At 66.9% G+C, this 24,177-nt stretch carries 19 protein-coding genes; 13 read left to right on the top strand and 6 right to left on the bottom strand.

The window, feature by feature from the left end; translation table 11 throughout:
- Positions 1-282 precede the first annotated feature (282 nt).
- Both ASD15_RS32275 and ASD15_RS12160 read right to left on the bottom strand, forming a co-directional pair.
- Complete coding sequence (locus tag ASD15_RS32275) at positions 283-621, bottom strand: hypothetical protein (protein WP_157200913.1); 339 nt, start codon at positions 619-621, stop codon at positions 283-285.
- Positions 605-1,723, bottom strand: a complete 1,119-nt coding sequence (locus tag ASD15_RS12160) for an RDD family protein (protein ID WP_082551784.1) — start codon at positions 1,721-1,723, stop codon at positions 605-607. The genes ASD15_RS32275 and ASD15_RS12160 overlap by 17 nt, the downstream gene beginning before the upstream one ends.
- Positions 1,724-2,093: 370 nt before the next feature.
- Here ASD15_RS12160 and fdhD point away from each other — a divergent pair, with 370 nt between their 5' ends.
- Positions 2,094-2,918 (top strand): formate dehydrogenase accessory sulfurtransferase FdhD, encoded by an 825-nt coding sequence (gene fdhD / locus ASD15_RS12155; protein ID WP_057155192.1) that lies wholly within the window; start codon positions 2,094-2,096, stop codon positions 2,916-2,918.
- A 1-nt stretch (position 2,919) separates the two neighbouring features.
- On the opposite strand, the gene ASD15_RS12150 is transcribed toward fdhD, so the two are convergent.
- Complete coding sequence (locus ASD15_RS12150) at positions 2,920-4,359, bottom strand: PLP-dependent aminotransferase family protein (protein ID WP_057155217.1); 1,440 nt, start codon at positions 4,357-4,359, stop codon at positions 2,920-2,922.
- A gap of 144 nt (positions 4,360-4,503) precedes the next feature.
- Between ASD15_RS12150 and ASD15_RS12145 the strand changes: the two genes are divergently transcribed.
- Positions 4,504-4,944, top strand: a complete 441-nt coding sequence (locus tag ASD15_RS12145) for a carboxymuconolactone decarboxylase family protein (RefSeq protein WP_057155191.1) — start codon at positions 4,504-4,506, stop codon at positions 4,942-4,944.
- Between the two features lie 49 nt (positions 4,945-4,993).
- A complete protein-coding gene (locus ASD15_RS12140) occupies positions 4,994-5,515 on the top strand; it encodes a GNAT family N-acetyltransferase (RefSeq protein ID WP_057155189.1) in 522 nt (173 codons plus the stop codon).
- 25 nt (positions 5,516-5,540) lie between these two features.
- Here the strand turns inward: ASD15_RS12140 and ASD15_RS12135 are convergent, their stop codons facing one another.
- The 3 genes from ASD15_RS12135 to ASD15_RS12120 all read right to left on the bottom strand — a co-directional run bounded on the left by ASD15_RS12135 (position 5,541) and on the right by ASD15_RS12120 (position 7,583).
- A complete protein-coding gene (locus tag ASD15_RS12135; protein WP_082551783.1) occupies positions 5,541-6,086 on the bottom strand; it encodes a protein tyrosine phosphatase family protein in 546 nt (181 codons plus the stop codon).
- 349 nt (positions 6,087-6,435) lie between these two features.
- Positions 6,436-7,005, bottom strand: coding sequence for a DUF3806 domain-containing protein (locus tag ASD15_RS12125; RefSeq protein WP_157200912.1), 570 nt, complete (start codon positions 7,003-7,005; stop codon positions 6,436-6,438).
- 11 nt (positions 7,006-7,016) lie between these two features.
- Positions 7,017-7,583 carry a dihydrofolate reductase family protein gene (locus ASD15_RS12120; protein WP_057155215.1) on the bottom strand — a complete coding sequence of 189 codons (567 nt, stop codon included), beginning with the start codon at positions 7,581-7,583 and terminating at the stop codon, positions 7,017-7,019.
- A gap of 88 nt (positions 7,584-7,671) precedes the next feature.
- On the opposite strand from ASD15_RS12120, the gene ASD15_RS12115 reads away from it, so the two are divergent.
- The 10 genes from ASD15_RS12115 to ASD15_RS12070 all read left to right on the top strand — a co-directional run bounded on the left by ASD15_RS12115 (position 7,672) and on the right by ASD15_RS12070 (position 24,160).
- Positions 7,672-8,895: an MFS transporter gene (locus tag ASD15_RS12115; protein ID WP_057155182.1), complete on the top strand. Its 1,224-nt coding sequence runs from the start codon at positions 7,672-7,674 to the stop codon at positions 8,893-8,895.
- Positions 8,892-9,551: a metalloregulator ArsR/SmtB family transcription factor gene (locus ASD15_RS12110; protein WP_057155180.1), complete on the top strand. Its 660-nt coding sequence runs from the start codon at positions 8,892-8,894 to the stop codon at positions 9,549-9,551. Before ASD15_RS12115 ends, ASD15_RS12110 begins: the two co-directional genes overlap by 4 nt.
- Positions 9,552-9,629: 78 nt before the next feature.
- Positions 9,630-9,920: a hypothetical protein gene (locus tag ASD15_RS12105; RefSeq protein WP_057155178.1), complete on the top strand. Its 291-nt coding sequence runs from the start codon at positions 9,630-9,632 to the stop codon at positions 9,918-9,920.
- A gap of 17 nt (positions 9,921-9,937) precedes the next feature.
- Positions 9,938-10,447: a phage tail protein gene (locus ASD15_RS12100; RefSeq protein ID WP_057155176.1), complete on the top strand. Its 510-nt coding sequence runs from the start codon at positions 9,938-9,940 to the stop codon at positions 10,445-10,447.
- 20 nt (positions 10,448-10,467) lie between these two features.
- The gene (locus tag ASD15_RS12095) at positions 10,468-11,001 is read left to right on the top strand and encodes a phage tail protein (protein WP_082551782.1); all 534 of its coding nucleotides are present in this window, start codon (positions 10,468-10,470) and stop codon (positions 10,999-11,001) included.
- Between the two features lie 8 nt (positions 11,002-11,009).
- Positions 11,010-11,531 (top strand): phage tail protein, encoded by a 522-nt coding sequence (locus ASD15_RS12090; protein WP_057155174.1) that lies wholly within the window; start codon positions 11,010-11,012, stop codon positions 11,529-11,531.
- A gap of 2 nt (positions 11,532-11,533) precedes the next feature.
- Positions 11,534-12,034, top strand: a complete 501-nt coding sequence (locus tag ASD15_RS12085; protein WP_057155172.1) for a GNAT family N-acetyltransferase — start codon at positions 11,534-11,536, stop codon at positions 12,032-12,034.
- A gap of 2 nt (positions 12,035-12,036) precedes the next feature.
- The gene (locus tag ASD15_RS12080; RefSeq protein WP_057155170.1) at positions 12,037-12,495 is read left to right on the top strand and encodes a hypothetical protein; all 459 of its coding nucleotides are present in this window, start codon (positions 12,037-12,039) and stop codon (positions 12,493-12,495) included.
- Positions 12,496-12,554: 59 nt separating this feature from the next.
- Entirely contained in the window at positions 12,555-22,433 is a 9,879-nt protein-coding gene (locus ASD15_RS12075) for a YDG domain-containing protein (protein WP_057155168.1), read from the top strand.
- Entirely contained in the window at positions 22,433-24,160 is a 1,728-nt protein-coding gene (locus ASD15_RS12070) for a ShlB/FhaC/HecB family hemolysin secretion/activation protein (RefSeq protein WP_057155166.1), read from the top strand. Before ASD15_RS12075 ends, ASD15_RS12070 begins: the two co-directional genes overlap by 1 nt.
- Positions 24,161-24,177 lie beyond the last annotated feature (17 nt).

Genomic DNA, 24,177 nt, shown 5'->3' with positions numbered 1-24,177 from the left:
CTTTCGCCACTTTTTCACCGTATTTTTCGCTCGCTGAACTTGAATTGCCCCTACTGAGCAAGCTTTGAGCCGCTAAAAACTCAATTGTTCAGCGGCTCCTTAATGCGAACAACCTCAACGAACTCAAATTCCGCGCGTTGCTGGCACGTTGGACATTTGACATCCAAGCGATGGGGCATCGGGTTCCATTCATATGTGCCTGTCATGGTATGTTTAATCTATTTCAAATTTTTGCACGATAGAGGGTAATGGCGTCGCCGGCAGAAAGTCTGCTATTGGGCGTCAATAGAAACTTGATTCATAGCTCTCAGGTGGCTTGCCGTTTAGCTCAATGAAACGTTGCATGATCTCAACTCGCGGAAGTGGTGCCCCTTGCGCCAATTTCTCAATGTACGGTATCAGCCACTGTGAGCCGGTAATCTCAAAGTGCTCTCGCCACTTGCTCTCCAGTGCCTCCGTTGCAGATACCGCGCAACCCGCAGAGCCATGACCAACTCCTTCGCTGAAAGCCACTGGGTGCTGTACTGGTTCGAAGCAAATATCAATGTCAAACGGCCACGGGAAATTTGCGGAATCAGCTAGCGGCTTGGTGCCGTGGCCAAGATTAAAGTACTTTGCCATAAGTCCCCAAGGGCGCTTGCCAGTCTTCTGGTGTATAAACGTAGTTCGTCGAGCGCCACCATGATGCGATGCCGATGTCGTAACCTGACGAGAGTGTCACGGCGATCGCGTGCTGGCGGCGCGCCGCAGGATAATTTGTCAGCGCAACCTGCGCAATGCGTCGTGCGAGTACTTCTTGGTTCGGGGCCGATGCGTCGACGACAGCGTTAATGAACAAACGAGTCGTTGTCCCGTTGTTTGACGAGAGCGAGTTGAGATTGACGCCAACGCGGTCGACACCGGGAAGCGCATCAATCTTCTGTTGTATCAAAGCGAGGTTAGCGAGCGGTTCGGTTTGCAAAAAATGCTTTGAAATCAGCAAGCCTCCAACGGACATGACGAGTATTGCGACGCCTACGACGGCGGCGTGGCCGCGCCAAATCGGCCCGGTGGGCAGGCCTCCTTTACCAGGACCTCCTTTGACAACAAAAGCCCCGACTGCCAAGTCATGTATGGACTGGCGGGTTCTACGGTTAAAGATCAGCATGTAGACCATGCTAAAGATCAGTCCAAAGATCAGCACGGAGATGCCAACGGCGCCCCATTGGTTTGCCCGGCCGAAGTCGAAGCCCGCGCCATTTAGAAAATAGGCGACGCAAAGCACGGCGGCACGAACGAACGCGGCCGGCGCGCTTAGTGCCTCGCCAGTCCGTGATACGACTCTCAGATTCAATGCCCTTTTTCCCAAGGATTGGCCGCCACCTGTTCGGCTTTCTGTGAAGCCAAAGTAGGCGAGCGTAACGATAAATCCAACCACTGTGCCCCACGCGCCAAGCGCGGCAAACTGTGCACCAAAAAGCGCACCAGCAGCAAGTCCGATGATGCCGAGGATAAGCATATCAATGACGAATGCGCCGATTCTCCGCCAAGGCGTGGCAATGGTTGCGGTATGCGGTGCTATTACCGAATTCGGTTCAGCCTCGGCATGCGCGGAGGCTGATGCCATGGCTGAGAGCCGCGCTTCGATCTCCCTTACTCGCTCTGGGTGACGGACAGCATCGATGCGCGTCAATATCTGTCGAAGCTGTGACTCCGTATAGCTGCTGAAATCTGGTTCGTCCATCAATATGCCTTAACGAATGTGGTACTACGCAGCCCCTGTCGCCTACTTATGCAATGCAACGCTACTCGGCAACCGTTCGCATCCGATTTGCCGCGCCAGGCTGGCGTGGCTACGGGCTGATCCAAGGAATCTGGCAGTAATGGTAGTGCGGGCCGGGTGATATGAATGACTGTTTCTGGCAGCATAGCATCTTGCTCAGATGAAAAAATGCGCAAAATCTCACATTTCAGGTCGATGCGCTGCAGCCGCGCCGGAAGACCAGCCAAGTCGGTGTTCACGTCGCGAAGCTCGAACGAGCCCGGGCCGCCGAATGATTGAAGTGTCATCGCCTCATTGTGTAACGTCATTTCGTTTGTGGCATGATGACAGAATGAGTACGCTGCCGCCGGATGATGAAAAGCTGATTTCTTCGCGCTTTGCCGTGCGACGGCTGGCGCGCGGCCAGCTGCTGGACGATATCGACGACCTGGCCGAGGAGGTGCCAGTTGCGCTGGAGTACAACGGCATTTCGCACGCCGTGATGATGGCCACGCCCGCCGACCTGGAAGACTTCGCGCTGGGCTTCTCGCTGTCGGAAGGCATATTGAACGATGCCGCCGAATGCTATGGCATCGATATCAAACAAGCTTGCGAAGGTGTGACGGTGAAGCTGGAAGTGTCAGCCCGTGCGTTCGCGCAGCTCAAAGAGCGGCGGCGCAGCCTGAGCGGGCGCACCGGTTGCGGTCTTTGTGGAGTGGACAGTCTGGATCAAGTCTACCGCACCTTGCCTGTGCTGGCGCCGGACCGCGCGCTGTCTGCACACGGCATCCGCGTGGCGCTGGAAGCGCTGGGTGGCGCGCAGCCGCTGGCGCGGCTCACCGGCGCAACACATGCCGCCGCATGGTGCGCGCCGGACGGCGAGCTGCAGGCCGTGTTCGAGGACGTGGGACGCCACAATGCGCTCGACAAGCTGATTGGCATGATGGCGCGCCGGCGTGTGGACCCGTCCGCTGGCTTTGCGCTCATCACCAGCCGCGCGAGCGTGGAGATGGTGCAGAAGGCAGCCATGGCGCGCGTCTCGGCGCTGGTGGCGATATCGGCGCCAACCGCGACTGCAGTGCGGCTGGCCGAAGAATGCGGCCTGACCCTGGTCGCTTTCGCGCGGGGTGGAAATTTTGTCTGCTATACCAATTCCACCGGCGCCTTGTTCGGCTGAGCTATTCCATTTCAACGAGAATGTCGCGCACGCGGACAAGCGCGGGTTCGATGTCGAGCGTATCGATGGCGCCGTAGCCCAGGTACAGGCCTTGGTGCGGCGGCTGGTCCGCGTAGAAGTTCGCCAGCGAGTACAACCCCACGTCAGCCCTGCGCGCGAGGCGCAGCAGCAGGCCGATGTCAATATGGGGCCCGCGCTTGCACAGCGCTGCCAGGTGGAAGCCCGCTTCGGCCGGCACCAGCTCGAACCATGGCGCCAGCATGGTTGCAAACAATGACTGCAGCCGCTCGCGGCGCGTGGCGTAGACGCCGTGGCAGCGGCGGATATGTTTTTGCAGGTGGCCATCGGTGATGAACTTGGCCAGGGCGTGCTGGTTCATCGTGCTGGTGTGCCAGTCCGTCAGGTGCTTGACCGTCAGCGTGGCGTTGAGCAGTGCCTCAGGCAGAACCATGTAGCCCAGCCTCAGCTCGGGCAGCATCACCTTCGAGAAGGTGCCGACGAAGACTACCATGCCGTGCGTGTCCATGCTTTGCAGCGAGTCCGTGGGCCGGCCTTCGTAGCGGAACTCGCTGTCGTAGTCATCCTCGATGACGATGGCGCCGATATCGCGGGCGCGGGCCAGCAGGGCGCGTCGGCGTGCCACGCTCATTGGCATCCCCAGCGGGAACTGGTGCGCGGGCGTGACGTAGATGAGGCGCGTGCCGTCCGATATGCGATCCACGATGATGCCTTGCTCGTCCACCGGAATGCCTACCACCTGCGCGCCCTGGCTGGCGAACAGCCCGCGTGCTGCTGGGTAACCAGGATCTTCCACCGCCACCACACAACCCGGCTCCAGCAGCACGCGGCCCAGCAAGTCCAGAGCCTGCTGCGCGCCGTTGGTCACCACCACGTTGGCTGGCGTGCACACCACGCCGCGCGCGAATGCTATGTGGCGGGCGATGGCAGCGCGCAGCACTGGCACGCCTTCGGCGTCGCCGTAGCGGCCGCGCAGCGCCGGGTCCTGGCGCAGCGCGTGGGTAACGCAGCGGCGCCATTCGTCCATCGGGAAGTGGCCGGGCGTGGCGCAGCCGCCGATGAATTCATAGCGCGAGCGGCCTTCAGGCTGCGGATGGCGCAGCGGCGTGGCCATGCTGTCCCACTTGCGCACGATGTCGGCGCTGGCCAGGCCGCTGCGCTCCACGTGCTGCGGACGCGGCTCGGCGGGCGCCTGCACGTAGCTGCCAGCGCCCACTCGGCCCATCACCAGCTTGTCCAGCGCGAGGCGGCTGTACGCTTCGGACACGGTCTTGCGCGACAGGCCGAGCTGCTCGGCCAGCAGGCGGGTAGGCGGCAGTTGCTGGCCGGGCGCCAGCCTTCCGCTGCGGATGGCGTCCGACAGCTGGCGATGCAATTGGCCGGTGAGGTCCTTGCGGCCTTCTATAACGATGTGAAGTTCCATGGATTCCAAGGCTGCCCGGATTTGCAGGGATTGGCAAGGGATTGGACTCTTGGCGTGCGCGATTTTCCCGGAATTGGCACCCTGCCTATCCGGCCATGGCTCCTACAATAGCCTCACTGAACAACAAATTGAAGGAGCAGCACGATGAACCCTCGTATCGATTTCTATGCCGCCAACCCGGACGCAATGAAAGCCATGATCGCCCTGGAAGTGGCGGTCGGCAAGCTGGGACTGGAAGCGCCGCTGATGGAACTGATCAAGCTGCGGGCTTCGCAGATCAACGGCTGCGCGTTTTGCGTGGACATGCATACCAGCGACATGCGCAAGGCCGGCGAGACCGAGCGCCGGCTGAGTGGCTTGGTCGTGTGGGAAGAGACGCCGTTCTTCACGGCCCGCGAACGCGCCGCGCTGGCCTGGACCGAGGCACTGACCCGCATTGCGGATACCCGCGCGCCGGACGCGGCCTATGCCGAACTGGCCGAGCATTTCACGCCCGCCGAGATGGTGGCGGTGACGATGGCTATCAACACGATCAATAGCTGGAACCGGCTGGCCATCGGCTTTCGAAAGGGGCCAACACTGTAAGGAGCGGCTACGCCGTGAGGCATCGTAACAGCGCCGCTATAATCGGCGCATGACCGACACCAGCCGCTTTCACATTCCTGCCGTATTGCCTGCCTTGCGTGGCGAGCGCCTGCTCCTCAGGGCTATGAAGGAGGACGACGCGGCGGCGCTGTTCGACATTTATGGCGATCCGCAGGTGATGCAATATACCGGCGAGCGGCCGTTTCCGAACCCAGGGACGGTCCGGCTGATGCTGAAGAGCGTGCGCAAGCTCCTTGCTGAAGGCGAGTCGCTGGAGTGGGCAATCGCCTCGCACGACAGTGGGCTGGTGGTCGGCACTTGCGGTCTCCACAGTTTCGACATGGCGCTGCGGACGGCGGAAGTGGGCTGCTTGCTCAGGCAGTCGGCATGGGGCAAGGGCTACATGGCGGAAGCGCTTGGCCTCGTGACGACTTTTGCCGACGAGGTGCTTGGCCTGTACGGGCTGGCTGCGGATGTAGCGGAAGCCAACGTGCAGGCGCAAAGGCTGTTCGGCAAACTGGGGTATCGGGCGGCCGGTTCGGGGATGCTGGAACTGGCCTTGAAGCGCTAGGCGGTCGGAGACCGGAAGCCAGCGGTCAGTACGGCTCGAACTCGATCCCAGCCTTGCGTAGCTGGGACGTCAGCAGACGATTCCAGGCGCCCCTGGGCGACCAGACCCGCGCGACGGCCTGGTATGCCTGTTCGGGCGGCTCCCGCAATTTAATCACGCGGTACAGAAATGTGAGCGTGGATGCGCGCATATTGACCTGGCAGTGCACCAGTACCTTCCGGTCCTGAAACCGGCTCATCGTTTCGGCGAACTGTTCGAAGTCCGCTTCGGTCGGCTCGCCGAATTCGATGGGGATGTTGACGAACTCAAGCCCTTGGCGGCGCACGATATCCGCTTCGCCAGTGACGGCGTCAGGGACGGTTGGCGGCGCGAGGTAGACGACGGCCTTGAATCCCTGGCCGGCGAGCGCCGCAAGGGAAGCCGCAGTCGGCTGGCCCGATGTCACGATCGTCGGCGAGATGGCGACCACATTCGGTGCCGTGAGGCTTGACTCATCCGCGCGCGCTGCCGCGCTGCACACCAGCAGGGCGATCGCGATCAGGATACTGCCGGGTAGCATTGCAATGCGCATGCGGTGGGCCTTTGTTCAGGAAGATTGTTTGCGCAGCCAGCTCATCGTGCCGGGTTCTCATTCGCGAAAAGAATGGTGAGCTACCTGTATCTCGGCGGCATCAGATTCGTCTTGAAATACTGCACGAGGTCGCCGCTGTCGGACAAAACTGTGCGATACGCTTTTCCATTGGCTATCCGCCATTCCGCGACGTGGGACCCGCCTGCGTCACCAAAAACAGCGCGGACGCTGCAGTTCAGCTTGTCGTAGCAAAAGCCGCATATGTGTGAAGCAAGCTCGCTTTCCCGCTTCACAACTTCAGCCGACGCTGCGCCAGCAAACGGCGTTAGCAGCATGCATAATATGGATTTCAACATTCCGTCTCCGTAGTGGTGTTGCGTTTCATCTGGCCGTCATCAATAGTGGTCATGGTGGCGTAATAGATGCCCTCCATGAAGTTATCGTCATAATTCTCAATTCGCTTCGCTACCGATGCGAGGGGAAATGCAATGACTTCATACTTCCTGGAGCGTACGCCCAAATCTGTTCCATACTCGTCGATCACTTCTACCCACTCCATGTCCAGGTCGGACGCTAACCTGTTGCCCAGGTGGGCTCCCAGCATTTCAATGACAGCTTCGTCAGAAAAGTCGCGCGATTTGTCTTTGCGCCAGCGGCGGAATGCCTCGTCGTATGCTTTCAGGGTTGGGCTCGACCCGTAGCAATAGACCGTCAAAAATTGCGCAGCCGCTGCATCCAGTTCATGCATGCGTTTCAACCTGCCGGCGTCAAGCGAACGCACCTGTTGCGAAACGGGGGCGACCGGGAACGTGGTAATCGGAACCGGACCGGCCGGCGTATCGATCTCCCGTGTTTCTGCTTGTTTGGCCTTGCCGATAAATCGCGCAAGCAGTTGCGAAAAGAACTTTTTACTGCGCATCGTGTGGGCCTTCACGCTTTCGTTGCCGGCTCGTACCGCAGCGCCACGGCCCCGGAACCGAATTCCTGGCGGCCGACGAGCTTCAGGTCCAGGTGCCTGGGAAGGCCTTCGAACAGCCTCGGGCCGTGGCCGGTTATCCTGGGGTGCACGACGAACTCGTACTCATCGATCAGGCCTAGCTGCGCCAGGGCCAACGGCAGCGTCACGCCGCCCAGGAAAATGCCCCTGCCGGGCTGCTGTTTGAGCCGCTGGACCGCCATGCCAAGGTCACCACGCACCAGCTCGGCGTTCCAGTCCACCTGTTTCAAGGTGCTCGATACCACGTACTTGCGCGCCGCGTCGATGGTCTGTCCGAAAGGCGCCATCCATTCCGGCATCCATTCCGGCCTGACGCCGGTGCGCGCCGGCTCGCGCCACGCGGATTCCATCATTTCATAGGTCACCCGGCCAAAGAGCAGGGCGTCGGCCTGGGCGAGCCGGCCGGCCCAGTGGCGATGCAACTCCTCGTCCGTGAGCATTTCCTCGTGGCCGCAGCATCCGTCCAGGGTGAGGTTGATTGAGTACTTCAGGGGCCGCATGTTATTCCTCACATTAAATAAACACTTTTGTTTACTTATCTCGACGGTATAGGTATATTGATAGAACTCAAGCAACCCGAGACATACCATGAAGAATGCACTGCTGATTGCCGCCGCTTGCCTGCTGGCGCTGCTGTCCACTATCGGGGCCTCGCTCCCGTATCCCATTTTGCCACCGTTGTTCGCCTCCGGCGCGGAATCCGGCTTGAACCAGTTCTTCGGCCTGCCGCCCAAGCTGCTGTTCAGCGTTGCCGTGATGATCAACCCCCTCGGTCTGCTGATCGGCTCCGCCGTGCTGGGCGCTTTGTCTGACCGCTATGGCCGCCGCCCGGTGCTGCTGGCAACCGGCCTGGGCGCCGCTGCCGGCCACGCGCTCACGGCCGGCGCCATGATGCTGGAATCCTACCCGCTGTTCCTGGCCGCCCGTTTCGCCACCGGCCTGCTGGAAGGCAACGGCGCGGTGGCGCGGGCCATGCTGGCCGAACGGCTGGAAGGCACGCTGCGCAACCGCGCCATCGGCTGGCTGAACGGCGCTTTCCATTTCGGCTGGCTGGCCGGCCCGCTGCTGGGCGGCCTGACGGTGGGCTACGGCCTGACGGTGCCGTTCTGGATCGCCGCCGTGGCCCTGCTGGCGGTGGCGCTGGTGGTGATGGCGGTGCTGCCGCGCGAGGCGCCGTCCACGCTCACCACCTCGTGGTGGCAGGTGGCGCGCGACCGCCATTCCCTCAACCTGCTCAAGCACACCGAGCTGCGCACGCTGTTCAAGATCCAGCTGGCGGTCACCTGCGGCGTGACGGCGTTCTACGAGTTCTATCCCCTGTGGCTGGTGGAGGTGGGGCGCTACGACGCGCAGGGCATCGCCGCCATCAACGTCGGCCTGTGCGGGCTGATGACCTTGTCCTCGCTGTTCTCCGGCCGCCCCAGTGCCACGGCGCCGCTGCGGCGCGCATCCCTGCATGCGTTCGGCATCGCGTGTGCCGTTGGACTGGTCGGGCTGGGCAACCTGTGGGTGGGCCTGGTGGGTATCGTGCTGTTCGGCCTGCCCAATTCCTTCTACAACGCCGTGATCCAGAACTGGGCGGCCGACCGCTTCGGTGCGCACGGGCAGGGCGCCGTGATGGGACTGTTGTCGACGACTTTCTGTCTGGCGAATATACTGATGGCGCTGGCCGGCGCGGCGCTGACCTTGATCGACACCCGTTTGGTGCTGTTGCTGGGCGCAGCGCTGAGCGCGGCGGCGGCCTGGCAACTGCACGCCTGGCGCCTGCGCCTGCCGCTGGCTCCCATGACCTTCACGAAAACGCCTGAATGAACACTGCCGACAACGTACTTTTCCTGCTCAAGACGCGCGGCCCGCAAACCGCGCAGAAGCTGGCCGAACTGCTCGAGCTGACGTCCATGGGTGCGCGCAGGCAGCTGGAGTCGGCCCAGGAAAAAGGCCTGGTCGGCTTCGAGGACGTGGCCGACAAGGTGGGGCGGCCGTCGCGCCGCTGGCACCTGACCGAGGCGGGCCACGCGCGCTTCCCGGATCGCCATGCCGACCTTACGCTGCAAATGATCCACCAGGTGCGCGCGCTGTTCGGTGAGGAGGGCATGGACAAGCTGATCGCCGCGCGCGAGCAGGAAAGCGAGGCGGCCTACCAGGCCGCGCTGGCGCAGGCGGAAGCCGATGCCGGACCTGCGGAAGCCGCTTCGTCGCATGCGCTGGCTAGCCGCGTCTCCGCCCTGGCCCGGGCGCGCGACGCGGAGGGCTACATGGCCGAAACCGAAGTCCAGCCCGACGGCAGCCTGCTGCTGATCGAGAACCATTGCCCCATTTGCGCGGCCGCCACCAGTTGCCAGGGCTTCTGCCGCTCCGAGCTGCAGGTGTTCCAGCGCGTGCTGGGCAAGGGCTGCCAGGTCGAGCGTGCCGAACACCTCTTGTCGGGCGCGCGGCGCTGCGTTTATGTGATCCGGCAGGTAGGCTAACCGCTATTACCGAACAGTTGTCGAGTGACACCATTGTTTCCTGCAGGTATAATGGTAGTTTATTAAACTGCAACTTACGTGTCATTCGTGCAAGATCTCTCTCTGGAATTCTTCCGTGCCCATGCGGGCGCGTCATTCAGCCTGGCCGATTCCGGCCTGGCGCTGCGCCTGGCCACGGTCAAGCAGGCCGGCATGCCCGGCTATGCGCGCGAGCAAGCTTTTTCCCTGATTTTCGAAGGCCCTGCACAGCCGCGTTTGGAGCAGGCAACGTTGTGTCTTCGCAACGAAACGGCTGGCGAGTTCCATATCTTCCTCGTGCCGGTGGCTGCCGACGCCGGCGCTACCTATTACGAAGCCGTTTTCAACTGAATATTCAGGAGTAATCCATGGCTGAACCGTTCCTTTCCGAAATCCGGCTGATGTCGTTTGTATTCCCGCCGAAAGGCTGGGCGCTGTGCAACGGCCAGTTGTTGCCGATTAACCAGAACCAGGCGCTGTTTTCACTGCTGGGCACCACCTTTGGCGGCGACGGCCGTACCAACTTCGCCTTGCCCGACCTGCGGGGCCGCGTGCCCGCGCACGTGGGGCCGGCCATCACGGCCGGCATGCAGCTCGGTGCGGAAAGTGTCACGCTGACCGAGTCGCACCTGCCGTCCCACAGCCATGTGAGCAAGGTGGGCGACAGCCTGGCCAGCAGCAGCTCGCCAGTTGGCGCCATCGCCGCCCGCAAGGGCCGCCTTGGCCACGATCTGTACGGTGCGCCAGGCAACCTGACCACGCTGAGCACCACGGCTGGCGGCGCCGTTGGCGGCGGCCAGGCGCATAGCAACATGCAGCCTACGCTGACGCTCAGTTTCTGCATTGCGCTGCAAGGCATTTTCCCTTCCCCGACCTAATTCAACGCGGAGCATTACCCATGGCGCAACCTTATGTAGGCGAGATACGCCTGTTCGCTGGCAACTTCGCCCCAGTCGGATGGATGTTTTGCGAAGGCCAGCAACTGCCGATTTCCGAAAACGAAACGCTGTTCCAGCTGATCGGTACAACCTATGGCGGCGACGGCCAGTCGACCTTCGCTTTGCCGGATCTGCGCGGCCGCGTGCCTATGCACCAGGGCACGGGTTCCGGCCTGTCCAGCTACACCCTGGCCGAAGTGGCGGGGGTGGAAACCGTCACCCTGTCGGTCAGCCAGATGCCGCAGCACCGGCACGCCCCTGTGGCCACCAGCAACCGCGCCAGCCCGGCCTACACCGGCAAGACCGGCGTGCCGGCCAGTACCGGCGGCGTGAAGGTGTACGGCCTGGCTGGCGGTGGCACCAGTGCGATGCGCGTGGACGCCGCCGCCAGCAGCAGTGTGGCTGGCGGCAGCCAGCCCCATAACAACATGGCGCCCTCGCTGGGCCTGAACTACATCATTTCAATGTTCGGGATTTTCCCGAGCCCAACCTGAGGACCGCCATGGCTGATCCGTTTGTTGCGGAAATCCGCATCTTCCCGTTCAACTTCGCGCCCAAGGGCTGGGCCTTTTGCGACGGCCAACTGCTGCCCCTGTCGCAGAACACGGCGCTGTTTTCCCTGCTGGGGACCGCCTACGGGGGCGACGGCAGGTCCACGTTCGCCCTGCCGGACTTGCGCGACAGCTACGCCATGGGCGTGGGCCAGGGGCAGGGCCTGAGCGAGCGCTACCTGGGCGAAAAACTGGGTGAAGAAACCGTGACGCTGCTGCCGAGCGAGATCCCGGCCCACGCCCACGCCCAGGGCCTGGGCGGCAGCCCGGCGGGCTATTCCGTGCCGGGCCCGTCGGCCGTGATGGGAACCACGCCCGGCGTGCAGCTTTACTCCGCGTCCGGCGCCACGGCCTACGCCTATACCGGGGCCATGGCGGCCGCCGGCGGCGGACAGCCGCACAACAACCGCCAGCCTACGCTGGGCCTGTACTTCTGCATCGCGCTGCAAGGCGTGTTCCCGCAGCGGCCCTGAGCATGAGCGACGCCTTGCACCTGCGCCCGATCGCCGAAGCGGACATGCCGCTGCTGCTGCGCATCTACGCCAGCACGCGCGCGGCCGAACTGGCCGCCGTGCCGTGGGACGAGGCGGCCAAGGCGGCCTTCGTGCAGATGCAGTTCCAGGCTCAGCACCAGCACTACCGCCAGCAGTACGCGGACGGGCAGTTTTGCGTGGCCGAGGCGCAGCGCGCGGACGGGCAGGGGCGGGTTGCGGTCGGCCGCCTGTACGTGTGGCGCCGGCCCGGCGCGCTGCACATCGTGGAGATCACGGTCCTGCCGGAGTTCCGCCAGCGCGGCTACGGTACGCAACTGCTGCAGGCCTTGCAGCGCGAGGCCGGCGTGGTCAGCATCCACGTGGAGCACGGCAATCCGGCGCTGTCGCTGTACCGGCGGCTGGGCTTTCAGAAAGTCCGCGAAAACGGCATGCACGACCTGATGGAATGGCGCGCGGCTGAACCAACAAATACCCAGGAGTGAAAATGAAACGACGCGATGTGTTGAAACTGTACGCGGGCTCCGCCGTCATGGGCGGCGTGGCCATGGCGGCCACCGGCGCCGCTGCGGCGGCCACCACCACGGCCGCCGGCGCGGCTGCAGCCGCGGCCATCCCCGGCGACGACGGCTACGCCTGGAGCCTGGCCGGCGCCAGCGCGCTGGTGGGCCAGCAATTCTGGCTGAACCACCCAGCGCTGCGCGCCCAGCCGCTGAAGCTGGCGCGCGTGAGCAAGCCGGCCAAACAGCCCGATCCGGCCATGCAGCAGTTCTCGCTGGTGTTCGAGGGCGCGGCCCTGCTGGCCGTGGCGGAAGGCACCTACGAGCTGCAGAACAGCCGCACCGGCACGTTCCAGCTGCACCTGGTGCCGCTGGGCCGCGTCAAGGGCCTGAGCAACTTCCGCGCCGACTTCAACTTGCTGCTCGCGGGCGCCGCCAAGGCCTGATTGGCCGCGCCGCACGCCAGCTTACCGTCTCCACCCGATTCAACCGCTACGGAACTTCCATGCACAAACACGCCACTATGAACCGCTACTACCGCCTTGTCTGGAGCCATGTGCACGCGTGCTGGGTGGCCGTGGCCGAAGGGGCGCGCGGCCATGGCAAGGGCGGCGCGCGGCGCCGCAAGGCCACGCTGATGGCGGCGCTGGCGGCGGCGGGCGTGGCCGGGGCGGGCAGTGCGTACGCGGCGCCGCCTTTGCCGACCGCGCTGCCGACCGGAGGCCAGGTGGTGGCGGGGCAGGCGCAGATCAGCACCAGCGGCAACCACATGACGGTGAGCCAGGCCACCGGGCAGGCCATCCTGAACTGGGGCACGTTCGACATCGGCGCGCAGGCCACGGTGCAGTTCCAGCAGCCGTCGGCCAGCGCCGTGGCGCTGAACCGCGTGCAGTCGGCCAACCCGTCGCAAATCTACGGCAAGCTGGACGCCAACGGCCAGGTGTTCCTGGTCAACCCGAACGGCGTGCTGTTCGCGCCGGGCGCGCAAGTGAACGTGGGCGGCCTGGTGGCCTCGTCGCTGGAGCTGACGGACCGCGACTTCCTGGCGCGCTACTACAGCTTTGCCGGCCAGGGCGGCGGCGCGGTGCGCAACGAAGGCAGCATTGCGGCTGCGGCGGGCGGCTACGTGGCCCTGCTGGGGCCCAGCGTGGCGAACAGTGGCGCAATCAGCGCACCGCAAGGCAGCGTGGCGCTGGCTGCCGGCCGGCAAATCGGCGTGGACTTGCGCGGCGACGGCCTGATCACCGTGCGCACCAGCCAGGGCGCGCTGAACGCGCTGGCCGAGAACCAGGGCCTGATCCAGGCCGGCGGCGGCCAGGTGCTGCTGAGCGCGAGCGCGGCCGATGCGCTGGCGCGCGCCAGCGTCAACAACACCGGCCTGATCCAGGCCGGCGGCCTGAGCACGCACGGCGGCAGCATCCGCCTGGTGGCCGAGGGCGGCGATGTGGCGGCCGGTGCGCTGGACGCGTCCAGCCGCGACGCGCGCGGCGGCAGCATCGCCGTCAGCGGCGCGGCCGTGTCGCTGGGCGGCGCCATCAGCGTGGACGGCAAGCAGGGCGGCAGCGTCGGCGTCACGGCGGCCGGCGCGCTGGCCGCGGGCGGCAGCGTGTCCGCGCAAGGCACGGAGGGCGGCGGCGGCAGCATCAGCTACCGCGCCGGCGGCAGTTTCACGGAAACCAGCGGCGCCACGGCCAACGCCAGCGGCGCGCACAACGGCGGCAATATCGCCGTGCAAGCCGGCGGCAGCCTGCTCACGTCGGGCAGCTACAGCGCGCGCGGCGGTGCGGCTGGCGGCGGCCGCATCGACCTGAGCGGCGACACGGTCAGCCTGCTCAGCGCCAAGATCGACGCATCCGGCGCGCACCAGGGCGGCCTGGTGCGCGTAGGCGGCGCTTTCCAGGGGGGCAAGGCGCAGGACGGCAGCGCCGACCCGCGCTTCGCCCAGCGCTGGGGCCAGACCGCGTCCATCGTCTCGGCTGAACGCACCTTCGTCAACGACAGCAGCGCCATCGACGTCAGCGCGCGCGGCGTGGGCGGCCAGGGCGGCACCGCCGTGATCTGGTCCGACCGGCAGACCACCTTGCTGGGCACGATCAATGCGCGCGGCGGGTCGGGCGCGGGCGCGCGCGGCGGCGCCGTGGAAGTGTCTTCGCTGGGCGACCTGCGCTATGTGGGGCTGGACGGCATCACGCCCGGCCAGGGCGGCGCCTTGCTGCTGGACCCGAAAAACCTGGTCATCGGCGACTTCAACTACGCCTACACCTGGACCGCCGAAGCCATCCTGGGCAGCGGCTACTCGGGCGGCAAGAACGCCAGCGGCGGCCTGCTGGCCAGCGGCGCCAGCTTCGGCTCGTCCGTGGCCATGAGCGCGGACGGCACCGTGCTGGCGGTCGGGGTGCCGATGGATGGCGGCGTGACCAACAGCAACACCGCCGCCAGCCCGAACTATGCGGCCGGCAGCGGCGAGGCGCGCGGCGCGGTGCGCCTGTTCGGCTTTACCGATGGCAATTTCAGCGGCGCCGCGCTGCGCAGCAACATCGGTTCCGGCTACAACGGCACGGCCGACTACAACCTGACCCTGGCCGACGGCGCCCTGTTTGGCAGCTCGGTGGCGCTCAACGCTGCCGGCACCAAGCTGGCCGTGGGCGCGGTGGGCGAGAACAGCGGCGCCGGTTCGGTGCGCCTGTTCGACCTGGCCGCCGGCACCAGCAAGCCGGCTTTGACCAGCACCATCAACGCCGGCGCGGGCGGCTTGAGCGGCACGGCGAACGCCGGGCAGTTCGGCACGTCGGTGGCGCTGAACGGCGATGGCACCAGGCTGGCGGTCGGCGCCGTGAACGACAGCGGCGGCAACGCCAACTGTTTCAGCTGCGGCGCGGTCTACCTGTTTACCAACGGCGCGCTGACCACCACGCTGGGCGCCAATTACGCCAGTCCCTTCATCGCCGGCGCCGGCGCCGACGCGCAATTGGGCTCGGCCGTTGCGCTCAACGCGGCCGGCGACAAGCTGGCGGTGGGCGCGGTCGGCGTGGATGACCTGAAGGGCGCGGTGTACACCTTCAACTGGGGCGGTTCGGTGGCGCAGACCGCCACTTACAGCAGCACCGCCACCACCGGCGGCGCCAACCTGAACGTTAACTTGTCGAGCGGCGAGCTGTTCGGCTCCGCGCTGTCCTTCAGCGCTGACGGCACGCGCCTGGCGGTCGGCTCGCCATCTACCGGCGGCGTGGTCGACGCCGGCCTGGGGCCTGGCAGCGTGCGCCTGATCGACACCTCCGGCGGTACGCCGGTACTGAAGGCGGTGCTGCAGCGCGGCCTGCGGCTGGGTGACGGCACCTTCCACACCGCGCCGGACTATTCCGGCTTTGGCTATGCGGTGGCGCTGAACGGCGCCGGCGACCGGCTGGTCGTTGGCGCGCCCTACGCGAACAGCGCCAGCGGCAGCGTTGAAGGCACGGGCGCCGTGTACGCCTATTCGCTGGCGGCCCCGGTGTTCAGCGACGTGAACTACACCGACGCCACCGGCCTGAACGTGGGCATCGACGCCTCAGGCCTGGCGCAGCAGCTGTTTAACGGCACCTCGGTCACGCTGCGCGCCAGCAACGACTTGCTGGTCAACGGCACCGTGCTGGTCGGCACCGGCGCGGGTATCCGCGGCAACCTCACGCTGGAGGCCGGCCGCAGCATCACCGTCAACCGCAGCATTACCACCAGTGGCGGCAACCTGTCCCTGCTGGCCAATTCCTCCAACAGCCTGGTGTCGGCGGCCGACCGTGACGACGGCGATGCCGGCATCACCGTGGCCAGCGGCTATACCCTGGACAGCGGCAGCGGCCAGACCGCGCTGACCATCGGCACCGGCGCCCGCGCCGGCGACGACGCCAGCGGCGACATCCAGATCGATGGCACCGTGCGCGGCGCGCGCATCAGCCTGATCAACAGCGGCCTGAGCGCCGGCAGCGACGTGCGCGTTGCCAGCACCGGCCGCCTGGTCGGCACCGCCACCTCCGGCACATCGGTGCTGGTGGCGTCGGGCGGCGCCGGCAGCGGCGCCACCGCCAGCGGCACGTTCGTCAGCGCCGCCGGCTCCAATACCATCAGCGCCGGCGCCGGCAGCCGCTACCTGGTGTACTCGGACGCGCCCACCAGCACCACGGAAGGCATGACCGGCTATAACAAGCACTACAACCAGGTCTATACCGGCGCCGACCCCTCGTACGCGGGCAGCGGCAACTGGTTCCTGTACAAGGTGGCGCCGGTGCTGACGGTCACGCCGGCCGGCGGCATCAGCAAGGTCTACGACGGCCTGGCCATGGGCGCCATCGGTTTCGGCTCGGTGAGCGGACTGATCGACGGCGACGCCAACGGCGCGCTGACCGGCAGCCTGTCCGGCATCAACAACAAGAACGTCGGCAGCTACGCAGTGCAGATCGGCTCGCTGGCCAGCTCGCTGGGCTATACCATCGCGGTGGCGCCGGCCACCTACAGCATCACGCCGCGCGCGCTGACAGCCACTGCCACCGGCAACAACAAGGTGTATGACGGACTCACCGCCGCCACCGTGAACCTCGGCGACAACCGCGTCAGCGGCGACGCGCTGAGCCTGAGCGGCACCGCCAGTTTCGGCTCTAAAGGCGTGGGGAATGCCAAGACCATCAGCGTGAGCGGCATTGCGCTGTCCGGCGCGGACGCTGCCAACTACACGCTGGCCAGCAGCACCGCCACCGCCACCGGCAACATCACGCCGCGCACGCTGCACGCCACGGCCGGCAGCGTGAGCAAAGTGTACGACGGCCTGACCGGCGTGACCGACATGAACGGCGTGCTGGGCGACGACCGCGTGGCGGGCGACCTGCTCACGCTGAGCGGCAGCGGCAGCTTCAGCGACAAGAATGCGGGCAACGGCAAGGCCGTCAACTACGCCGGCATCGCCATCAGCGGCGGCGCGGACAGCGCCAACTACGTGCTGGCTTCGGCCACCGCCACCGGCACGGGCACCATCACGCCGCGTTCACTGACTGCAACTGCCACCGGCGTGAGCAAGGTCTACGACGGCCTGACCGGCGCCACCGTCACCCTGGGCGACAACCGCCTGGGCGGCGACCTGCTGACCCTGAGCAGCACCGGCGCGAGCTACACCAACAAGAATGCCGGCAACGGCAAGACCATCAACGTGAGCGGCATTGCCCTGTCGGGCGACGACGCCGGCAACTACACGCTGGCCAACACCACCGCCACGGCGATCGGCAACATCACCAAGCGTACGCTGAACGCCAGCGCCACCGGCGTGGACAAGGTGTACGATGGCCTGGCCACCTCCGCCGTGACGGTGGGCGACGACCGCGTGGCCGGCGACGTGTTTACCACCAGCGGCACCGGCGCGTTTATCGACAAGAACGTCGGCACCGGCAAGACGGTCAACGTCACCGGCATTGCGCTGAACGGCACGGACGCGGGCAATTACACGCTCGCTTCGACCAGCGTCAGCACCACCGGCACCATCACGCAACGCGTGCTGACGGCCGGCGCCGTGGGCGTGAACAAGGTGTATGACGGCCTGGCCACCGCCAGCGCCACGCTGACCGATGACCGCGTGGCCGGCGACGCGCTGACCCTGACCAGCGGCAGCGCCAGCTTCGCCGACAAGAACGCCGGCAACGGCAAGACAGTCACCGTCAACGGCGTTACGCTGGGCGGCGCCGACGCGGGCAACTACACGCTGGCTTCGGCCAGCGCCACCGGCACCGCCAACATCACCAAGCGCGCGCTGACCGCCAGCGCCACCGGCATCGACAAGGTGTACGACGGCCTGACCGGCGCCGCCGTCACGCTGGGCGACGACCGCCTGGCCGGCGATGTGCTGGCGCTGAGCGGCAGCGCCGCCTTCGGCGACAAGAACGTCGGCAGCGGCAAGGCGGTGACGGTGACCGGCATCGCCCTGTCCGGCGCGGACGCGGCCAACTACACGCTGGCCGCCACCACCGCCGGCGCCACCGCCGCCATCACGCCGCGCGCGCTGACCGCCAGCGCCACCGGCATCGACAAGGTGTACGACGGCCTGGCCACGGCCACCGTCACGCTGGGCGACAACCGCGTGGCAGGCGATGCGCTGTCGCTGAGCAGCACGGGCGCCGCCTTCGGCGACAAGAACGCCGGCAACGGCAAAACCGTCTCCGTCAGCGGCATCGCCCTGGGCGGCGCGGACGCCGCCAACTACACCCTGTCGTCCAGCACGGCCAGCACCACCGGCAGCATCACGCCGCGCGCGCTGCACGCCAGCGCCACGGCCAGCGGCAAAGTCTACGACGGCCAGACCGCCGCCAGCGCCACCCTGGGTGACGACCGCCTGGCCGGCGACGTGCTGTCCCTGTCGAGCAGCGGCGCGTCCTTCGCCGACAAGAACGCCGGCGCCGGCAAGACGGTCACCGTGAACGGCATCACCATCTCGGGCGCGGACGCCGGCAACTACGCGCTCGCTTCCAATACCGCCACCGCCACGGCGGACATCTCGCGCCGCACGCTGACGGCCACCACCTCCACCGTGGACAAGGTATACGACGGCCTGGCCGCAGCCACCATCGCCCTCGGCGACGACCGCGTGGCCGGCGACGTGCTGGTCACCAGCGGCAGCGCTGTCTACTCGGACAAGAACGTCGGCAGCGGCAAGACTGTGTCGGTCACCGGCATCGCGCTGTCCGGCGCCGACGCGGGCAACTACACGCTGGCGTCGACTGCCGCCAACAGCACCGGCAGCATCACCGCGCGCACCCTGAACGCGACCACAGTCGGCGGCGGCAAGGTCTACGATGGCCTGACCGCCAGCACGGCCACGCTGGCCGACGACCGCGTGGCCGGCGACGCGCTGACGCTGACCGGCGGCAGCGCCAGCTTCGCGGACAAGAATGCGGGCAGCGGCAAGGCCGTCACCATCGGCGGCCTGGTGCTGACCGGCGCCGACGCGGGCAACTACGTGCTGGCCTCGTCGACCGCCACCGGCAGCGCCGACATCACTGCCCGCACACTGACCGCCGGCGCCACCGCGCTGGACAAGGTATACGACGGCAACCTGGCGGCCGGGGTGAACTATAGCGACAACCGCCTGGCGGGCGATGTGCTGAGCATCAGCGGCAACGCCGTCTTCGCCGACAAGAACGTCGGCAGCGGCAAGTCCGTGGCCATCAGCGGCATGACCCTGAGCGGCGCGGACGCGGGCAACTACACGCTGGCATCTGCCACCGCGACCGGCAGCGCCAGTATCACCGCGCGCCAGCTGACCGTCAGCGCCACCGGCAACAACAAGGTCTACGACGGCCAGACCGGCGCCACCGTCACGCTGGGCGACAACCGCGTGGCCGGTGACGCGCTGACACTGAGCAGCGCCGGCGCGGCCTTCGCGGACAAAAACGCGGGCGCGGGCAAGCTCGTCGCCGTGAACGGCATCGCGCTGTCCGGCGCCGACGCCGCCAACTACACGCTGGCTTCCACCAGCGCCACAGCCAGCGCGGATATCACGCAGCGGGTGCTGAACGCCACCGCCACCGCCGCCAACAAGCTCTACGATGGCTCGGCCGCCGCCACCGTCACGCTGGGCGACGACCGCCTGGCGGGCGACGTGCTGGCCCTGAGCGGCAGCGCGGCCTTCGCCGACAAGAACGCCGGCACCGGCAAGAGCGTCACCGTCAGCGGCATCGCCGCTTCCGGCGCCGACGCGGCCAATTACACGCTCGCTTCGACCACCGCCAGCGCCACGGCCGACATTGGCAAGCGCACGCTGAACGTGGCCGGCGGCAGCGTCACCAAGGTGTACGACGGCCTGCTGGTGAGCAACGCTACCCTGAGCAGCGACGCCATCGCCGGCGACGTGCTGGCCATCACCGGCGCGGCCGCCTTTGCCGACAAGAACGCCGGCAGCGGCAAGGCCGTGAACGTGACCGGCATCGCCGTGAGCGGCGCGGACGCGCTCAACTACACGCTGGCCTCCACCTCGCTGGCGACCACCGGCAGCATCACCCAGCGCGCACTGGTCGCCACCGCCACCGGCAGCACCAAGGTGTACGACGGTAACGTGAGCGCTGCCGTCACCCTGGCAGACAACCGCGTCGTCGGCGACGATCTGGTGCTGGCAGGCACCGGCAGCTACGCCAACAAGAACGCAGGCGCCAACAAGGTCATCACCGTTGGCGGCATCGTCCTGAGCGGAGCGGACGCCGGCAATTACGTGATGGCGCCGGGCGCCGTCAGCACCACCGGCACCATTACGCCACGCGCGCTGAACGCCAGCGCCACCGGCCAGAGCAAGGTGTACGACGGCGGCCTGAACGCCAGCGTCAGCTTCATCTCGGACGCCATTGCGGGCGATAGCGTGTCGCTGGCAGGCCAGGCGGCATTCGGCGACAAGAACGTGGGCAGCGGCAAGGCGATCAACGTGAGCGCCATTTCCCTGTCCGGCGCCGACGCGGCCAACTACGTGCTCGGTTCCACCACGGCGCGCGCCACCGGAAGCATCACGCCGCGCCTGCTCAACGTGAATGCGTCGGCCGCCAGCAAGGTGTACGACGGCACCACCACGGCCACCGTCACGCTGGACGACGACCGCGTGGCGGGCGACTCGCTGGCCCTGGCCGGCGGCGGCGGAGCCTTCGCCGACAAGAACGCCGGCAACGCCAAGGCCGTTTCGGTCAGCGGCATCGAGCTGTCCGGCACGGACGCGGCCAACTACACGCTCGCCTCGACCACGGCCAGCGGCACCGGCAGCATCACACAGCGCACGCTGAACGCGGTCGTCACGGTCAACAGCAAGGTGTACGACGGCACCACCGGCGCCACCGTGGCGCTGGCCGACAACCGCGTCGCGGGTGATGCGCTGTCGCTTACCGGCGGCGCGGCGGCCTTCGCCGACAAGAACGCGGGCAGCGGCAAGGCCGTCAGCGTCAGCGGCATCGCGCTGTCCGGCGCGGACGCGGGCAACTACGTGCTGGCATCGAGCACCGCCAGCGGCACCGGCGCCATCACCCAGCGCGTGCTGAACGCCAGCGCCGCCAACGTGACCAAGGTATACGACGGCAGCACCAGCGCCACCGTGGTGCTGAGCGACGACCGTGTTGCGGGCGATGCGCTGCAGGTGAGCGGCCAGGGCAGCTTCAGCGACGCCAATGCGGGCAGCGGCAAGACGGTTAACATCACCGGCCTGGCGCTGAGCGGCGCGGACGCGGCCAACTACACCTTCACTGGCGGTAGCGCACGCGGCAGCGGCACCATCACGCAGCGCGCGCTGCAGGCCACCATCGCCGGCACCACCGTCAAGACCTACGACGGTACCACCAGCGCCGTGCTCAATCCGGGTTCGGTATCGCTGTCCGGCTTTGTGGCGGGACAGGGCGCCACGCTGCAGAGCGGCAGCACTGGCCGTTACAACGACGCCAACGTGGCGGGCGCCAGCACGGTCACCGCGGACCTGGCGGCGTCGAATTTCAGCGCAACGGGCGGCACGCTGCTGTCGAACTATCTGCTGCCGTCGGTGGCCACCGGCGCGGGCGCCATCACGGCGCGCACCGTCACGGTGACCGGCGTGCAGGCGGCCACCAAGGTGTACGACGGCAGCACCGCCGCCACCTTGAGCAGCCGCGGCACGCTGGCCGGCCTGGTGGCGGGTGAGAGCCTGACCCTGAACGGCCCGGCCAACGGCGCGTTCGACACCCGCAGCGCAGGCAGCGGCAAGACCGTCACCGCCAGCGGCTACTCGCTGGCCGACGGCGGCACCGGCCGCGCATCGAACTACGCGCTGGCCAGCAGCACGGCCAGCGGCACCGGCACCATCTCGCAAGCCACGCTGACGGTGGTGGTGGACGACAAAACGCGCGTGCAGGGAACGGCCAATCCGGCATTCACCAGCAGCGTCAGCGGCCTGGTGGGCGGCGACACGCGCGACATCCTGGGCAACCTCGTCCTGGCCACCAGCGCCACCACGCAATCGGCTGCCGGCCAGTACGCCATCACCGCCAGCGGCGCGGCACTCAATGACTACAAGGTGTTCTACCTGGATGGCGTGCTGACGGTAACGTCGGCCGGGGTCCAGCCGGGCAGGTTCGATCCGGTGGCCGCCATTGTCGGCAGCACCGCTTCGGCCGGCGCCAATGGCGCGGGCAACGGCGGGCTGGGCTTTGGCGGCAATGTGGGCGGCTTTGGCGCTTCCAGCGGCAGCAGCACGCCGCAGACGCTGCTGGCCGAGGCGCGCGACGAAGGCGGCAACCCGAACGGCGGCAACGGCAGCAGCGGCAATAACGCTGCTACGCCGGGTGTGCCTGGCGCACCGGCGGGTGTCACCTATGTGAACGGCAATTCGAAGATCGTGTCGCGCAATGGCGGCGTAAGGAACCTGGAGTAATGAGCAACATGAATCACATGGAAGTCAAAGCCCGCGCCGCCGCACTGGCGATATTGCTGGCGCCCGCCGCCGTGTTCGCGCAGACCGTGCCGGACGCCGGCGGCGTACTGGAATCGAACCGCCCGCCGGCGCTGATCCCGCCGCTGCGCGCCGGCGCCAAGGTGGTGCCGGACGTGAAGCCGCAGAGCAGCGCCGCGCTGCCGGGCGACCAGAAAGTGTTCGTCAAGGGCTACGCTTTCAAGGGCAATAGCGCCTTCACCGAGCAGGAGCTGGCGAAGGTGCTGGCGCCGTACGCCGGCCGTGAAGTGAGCTTCAAGGAACTGGGCGAGGCCGCGCTGGCCGTTTCCGCCCACTACCGTGCCCATGGCTACCTGATCGCGTCGGCCACGCTGCCGGCGCAGGAACTGGCGCAGGGCGTGGTCACCATCCAGGTGCTCGAGGGCCGCCTGTCCAGCGTGCGGCTGGTGCCGGACGCCAGCGTGCGCGTCAGCCAGGCGCTGGTGCGCCGCTACCTCGACGGCGTGCTGCAGACCGGCCAGCCGCTGAAGGAGGCGGAGCTGGAACGCGCCATGCTGCTGGTGGAAGACCTGCCCGGCGTGAACGCGCGCGCCGAGCTGAGCCCCGGCGCGCAGTTCGGCGAGACCGCAGTCGACATCGGCCTGTCGGAAGGCCCCATGTTCAACGGTAACGTCAGCCTGGACAACGCATCGAACCGCTACACCGGCCGCACCCGCATTTCCGGCGGGCTGAATGTGGACGACATCGGCGGGCAGGGCGGACAGCTGTCCGCACTGGCATCCACCACCGGCTCCGACTTCAACTACGGCCGGCTGGGCTACGTGATGCCGGTGGGCGGCGCGGGCACGCGCGCCGGCGTGGCGCACTCGCGCATGCGCTACAAGCTGGGCAAGGAATTCGCGTCGCTCGACTCCAGCGGCAGCGCCAACATCAGCCAGGTGCTGGTCACGCATCCGCTGCTGCGTTCGCGCTTTCGCAGCATCCAGCTGCGCGCCGGCTACGACGACAAGCGCTATGAGAACTCGGCCAAGGACGTCCAGATCAGCGACAAGCTGGTGCGCAACCTCACCGTGGGTGTTAGCCTGAACATGCAGGACAGCCTGGGCGGCGGCGGCCTGGTGTCGGCCATTGCCGACGTCACGCGCGGCGACGTGGACCTGTCGCGCAACGCGGCCTTTGCCGCCGGCGACGCAGCCGGCCCGGGCACCGCCGGCAGGTTCACCCGTTTCAACTACCAGGTCAGCCGCATCCAGGCGCTGGTGCCGGGCGTGACGCTGCTGGCCAGCGTGGGCGGCCAGCTCGCATCGGGCAACCTGGAGTCGGGCGAAAAGCTGTCGCTGGGCGGCGTGGGCCGCGTGCGCGCCTACCCGGCCGGCGAGGCGAGCGGCGACGCAGGCCATACCCTGACGCTGGAAACCCACTGGGACGTGCCGGCCTACAAGCTGGACCTGTCGGTGTTCTACGACATTGGGCGGGTCACGCTGGTGCGTTCGCCTTACGCGGGCGCGCTGGCGGCCGGCGCGGCCAACAAGTACAGCCTGCAGGGCGCGGGCGTGGGCCTGAGCTGGCGCCCGATGGCGAAAACTGTCGCCTCGCTGCAGATCGCCACCAAGATCGGCAGCAATCCGGCGCGCGCCGCCAACGGCGACGACTCGGACGGCACCTCCTCGCGCACCCGTGCCTGGGTGCAGATCGCCCGCTATTTCTAAAGAGGGGTGATAGCCTG

The organism is Massilia sp. Root351 (assembly GCF_001425045.1).
Lineage (GTDB): Bacteria > Pseudomonadota > Gammaproteobacteria > Burkholderiales > Burkholderiaceae_D > Rugamonas.
This window is presented reverse-complemented; position numbering and strand designations above follow the sequence as displayed.

Coding starts and splice junctions, on each gene's coding strand:
- ASD15_RS12145 (WP_057155191.1), top strand. CDS start 4,504: ATGAACCCTCGTATCGATTTCTATGCCGCCAACCCGGACGCAATGAAA.
- ASD15_RS12120 (WP_057155215.1), bottom strand. CDS start 7,583: ATGCGGCCCCTGAAGTACTCAATCAACCTCACCCTGGACGGATGCTGC.
- ASD15_RS12115 (WP_057155182.1), top strand. CDS start 7,672: ATGAAGAATGCACTGCTGATTGCCGCCGCTTGCCTGCTGGCGCTGCTG.
- ASD15_RS12080 (WP_057155170.1), top strand. CDS start 12,037: ATGAAACGACGCGATGTGTTGAAACTGTACGCGGGCTCCGCCGTCATG.
- ASD15_RS12075 (WP_057155168.1), top strand. CDS start 12,555: ATGCACAAACACGCCACTATGAACCGCTACTACCGCCTTGTCTGGAGC.
- ASD15_RS12095 (WP_082551782.1), top strand. CDS start 10,468: ATGGCGCAACCTTATGTAGGCGAGATACGCCTGTTCGCTGGCAACTTC.
- ASD15_RS12090 (WP_057155174.1), top strand. CDS start 11,010: ATGGCTGATCCGTTTGTTGCGGAAATCCGCATCTTCCCGTTCAACTTC.
- ASD15_RS12085 (WP_057155172.1), top strand. CDS start 11,534: ATGAGCGACGCCTTGCACCTGCGCCCGATCGCCGAAGCGGACATGCCG.
- ASD15_RS12125 (WP_157200912.1), bottom strand. CDS start 7,005: ATGCGCAGTAAAAAGTTCTTTTCGCAACTGCTTGCGCGATTTATCGGC.
- ASD15_RS12135 (WP_082551783.1), bottom strand. CDS start 6,086: ATGCGCATTGCAATGCTACCCGGCAGTATCCTGATCGCGATCGCCCTG.
- ASD15_RS32275 (WP_157200913.1), bottom strand. CDS start 621: ATGGCAAAGTACTTTAATCTTGGCCACGGCACCAAGCCGCTAGCTGAT.
- ASD15_RS12140 (WP_057155189.1), top strand. CDS start 4,994: ATGACCGACACCAGCCGCTTTCACATTCCTGCCGTATTGCCTGCCTTG.
- ASD15_RS12100 (WP_057155176.1), top strand. CDS start 9,938: ATGGCTGAACCGTTCCTTTCCGAAATCCGGCTGATGTCGTTTGTATTC.
- ASD15_RS12110 (WP_057155180.1), top strand. CDS start 8,892: ATGAACACTGCCGACAACGTACTTTTCCTGCTCAAGACGCGCGGCCCG.
- ASD15_RS12160 (WP_082551784.1), bottom strand. CDS start 1,723: ATGGACGAACCAGATTTCAGCAGCTATACGGAGTCACAGCTTCGACAG.
- ASD15_RS12150 (WP_057155217.1), bottom strand. CDS start 4,359: ATGGAACTTCACATCGTTATAGAAGGCCGCAAGGACCTCACCGGCCAA.
- ASD15_RS12070 (WP_057155166.1), top strand. CDS start 22,433: ATGAGCAACATGAATCACATGGAAGTCAAAGCCCGCGCCGCCGCACTG.
- fdhD (WP_057155192.1), top strand. CDS start 2,094: ATGAGTACGCTGCCGCCGGATGATGAAAAGCTGATTTCTTCGCGCTTT.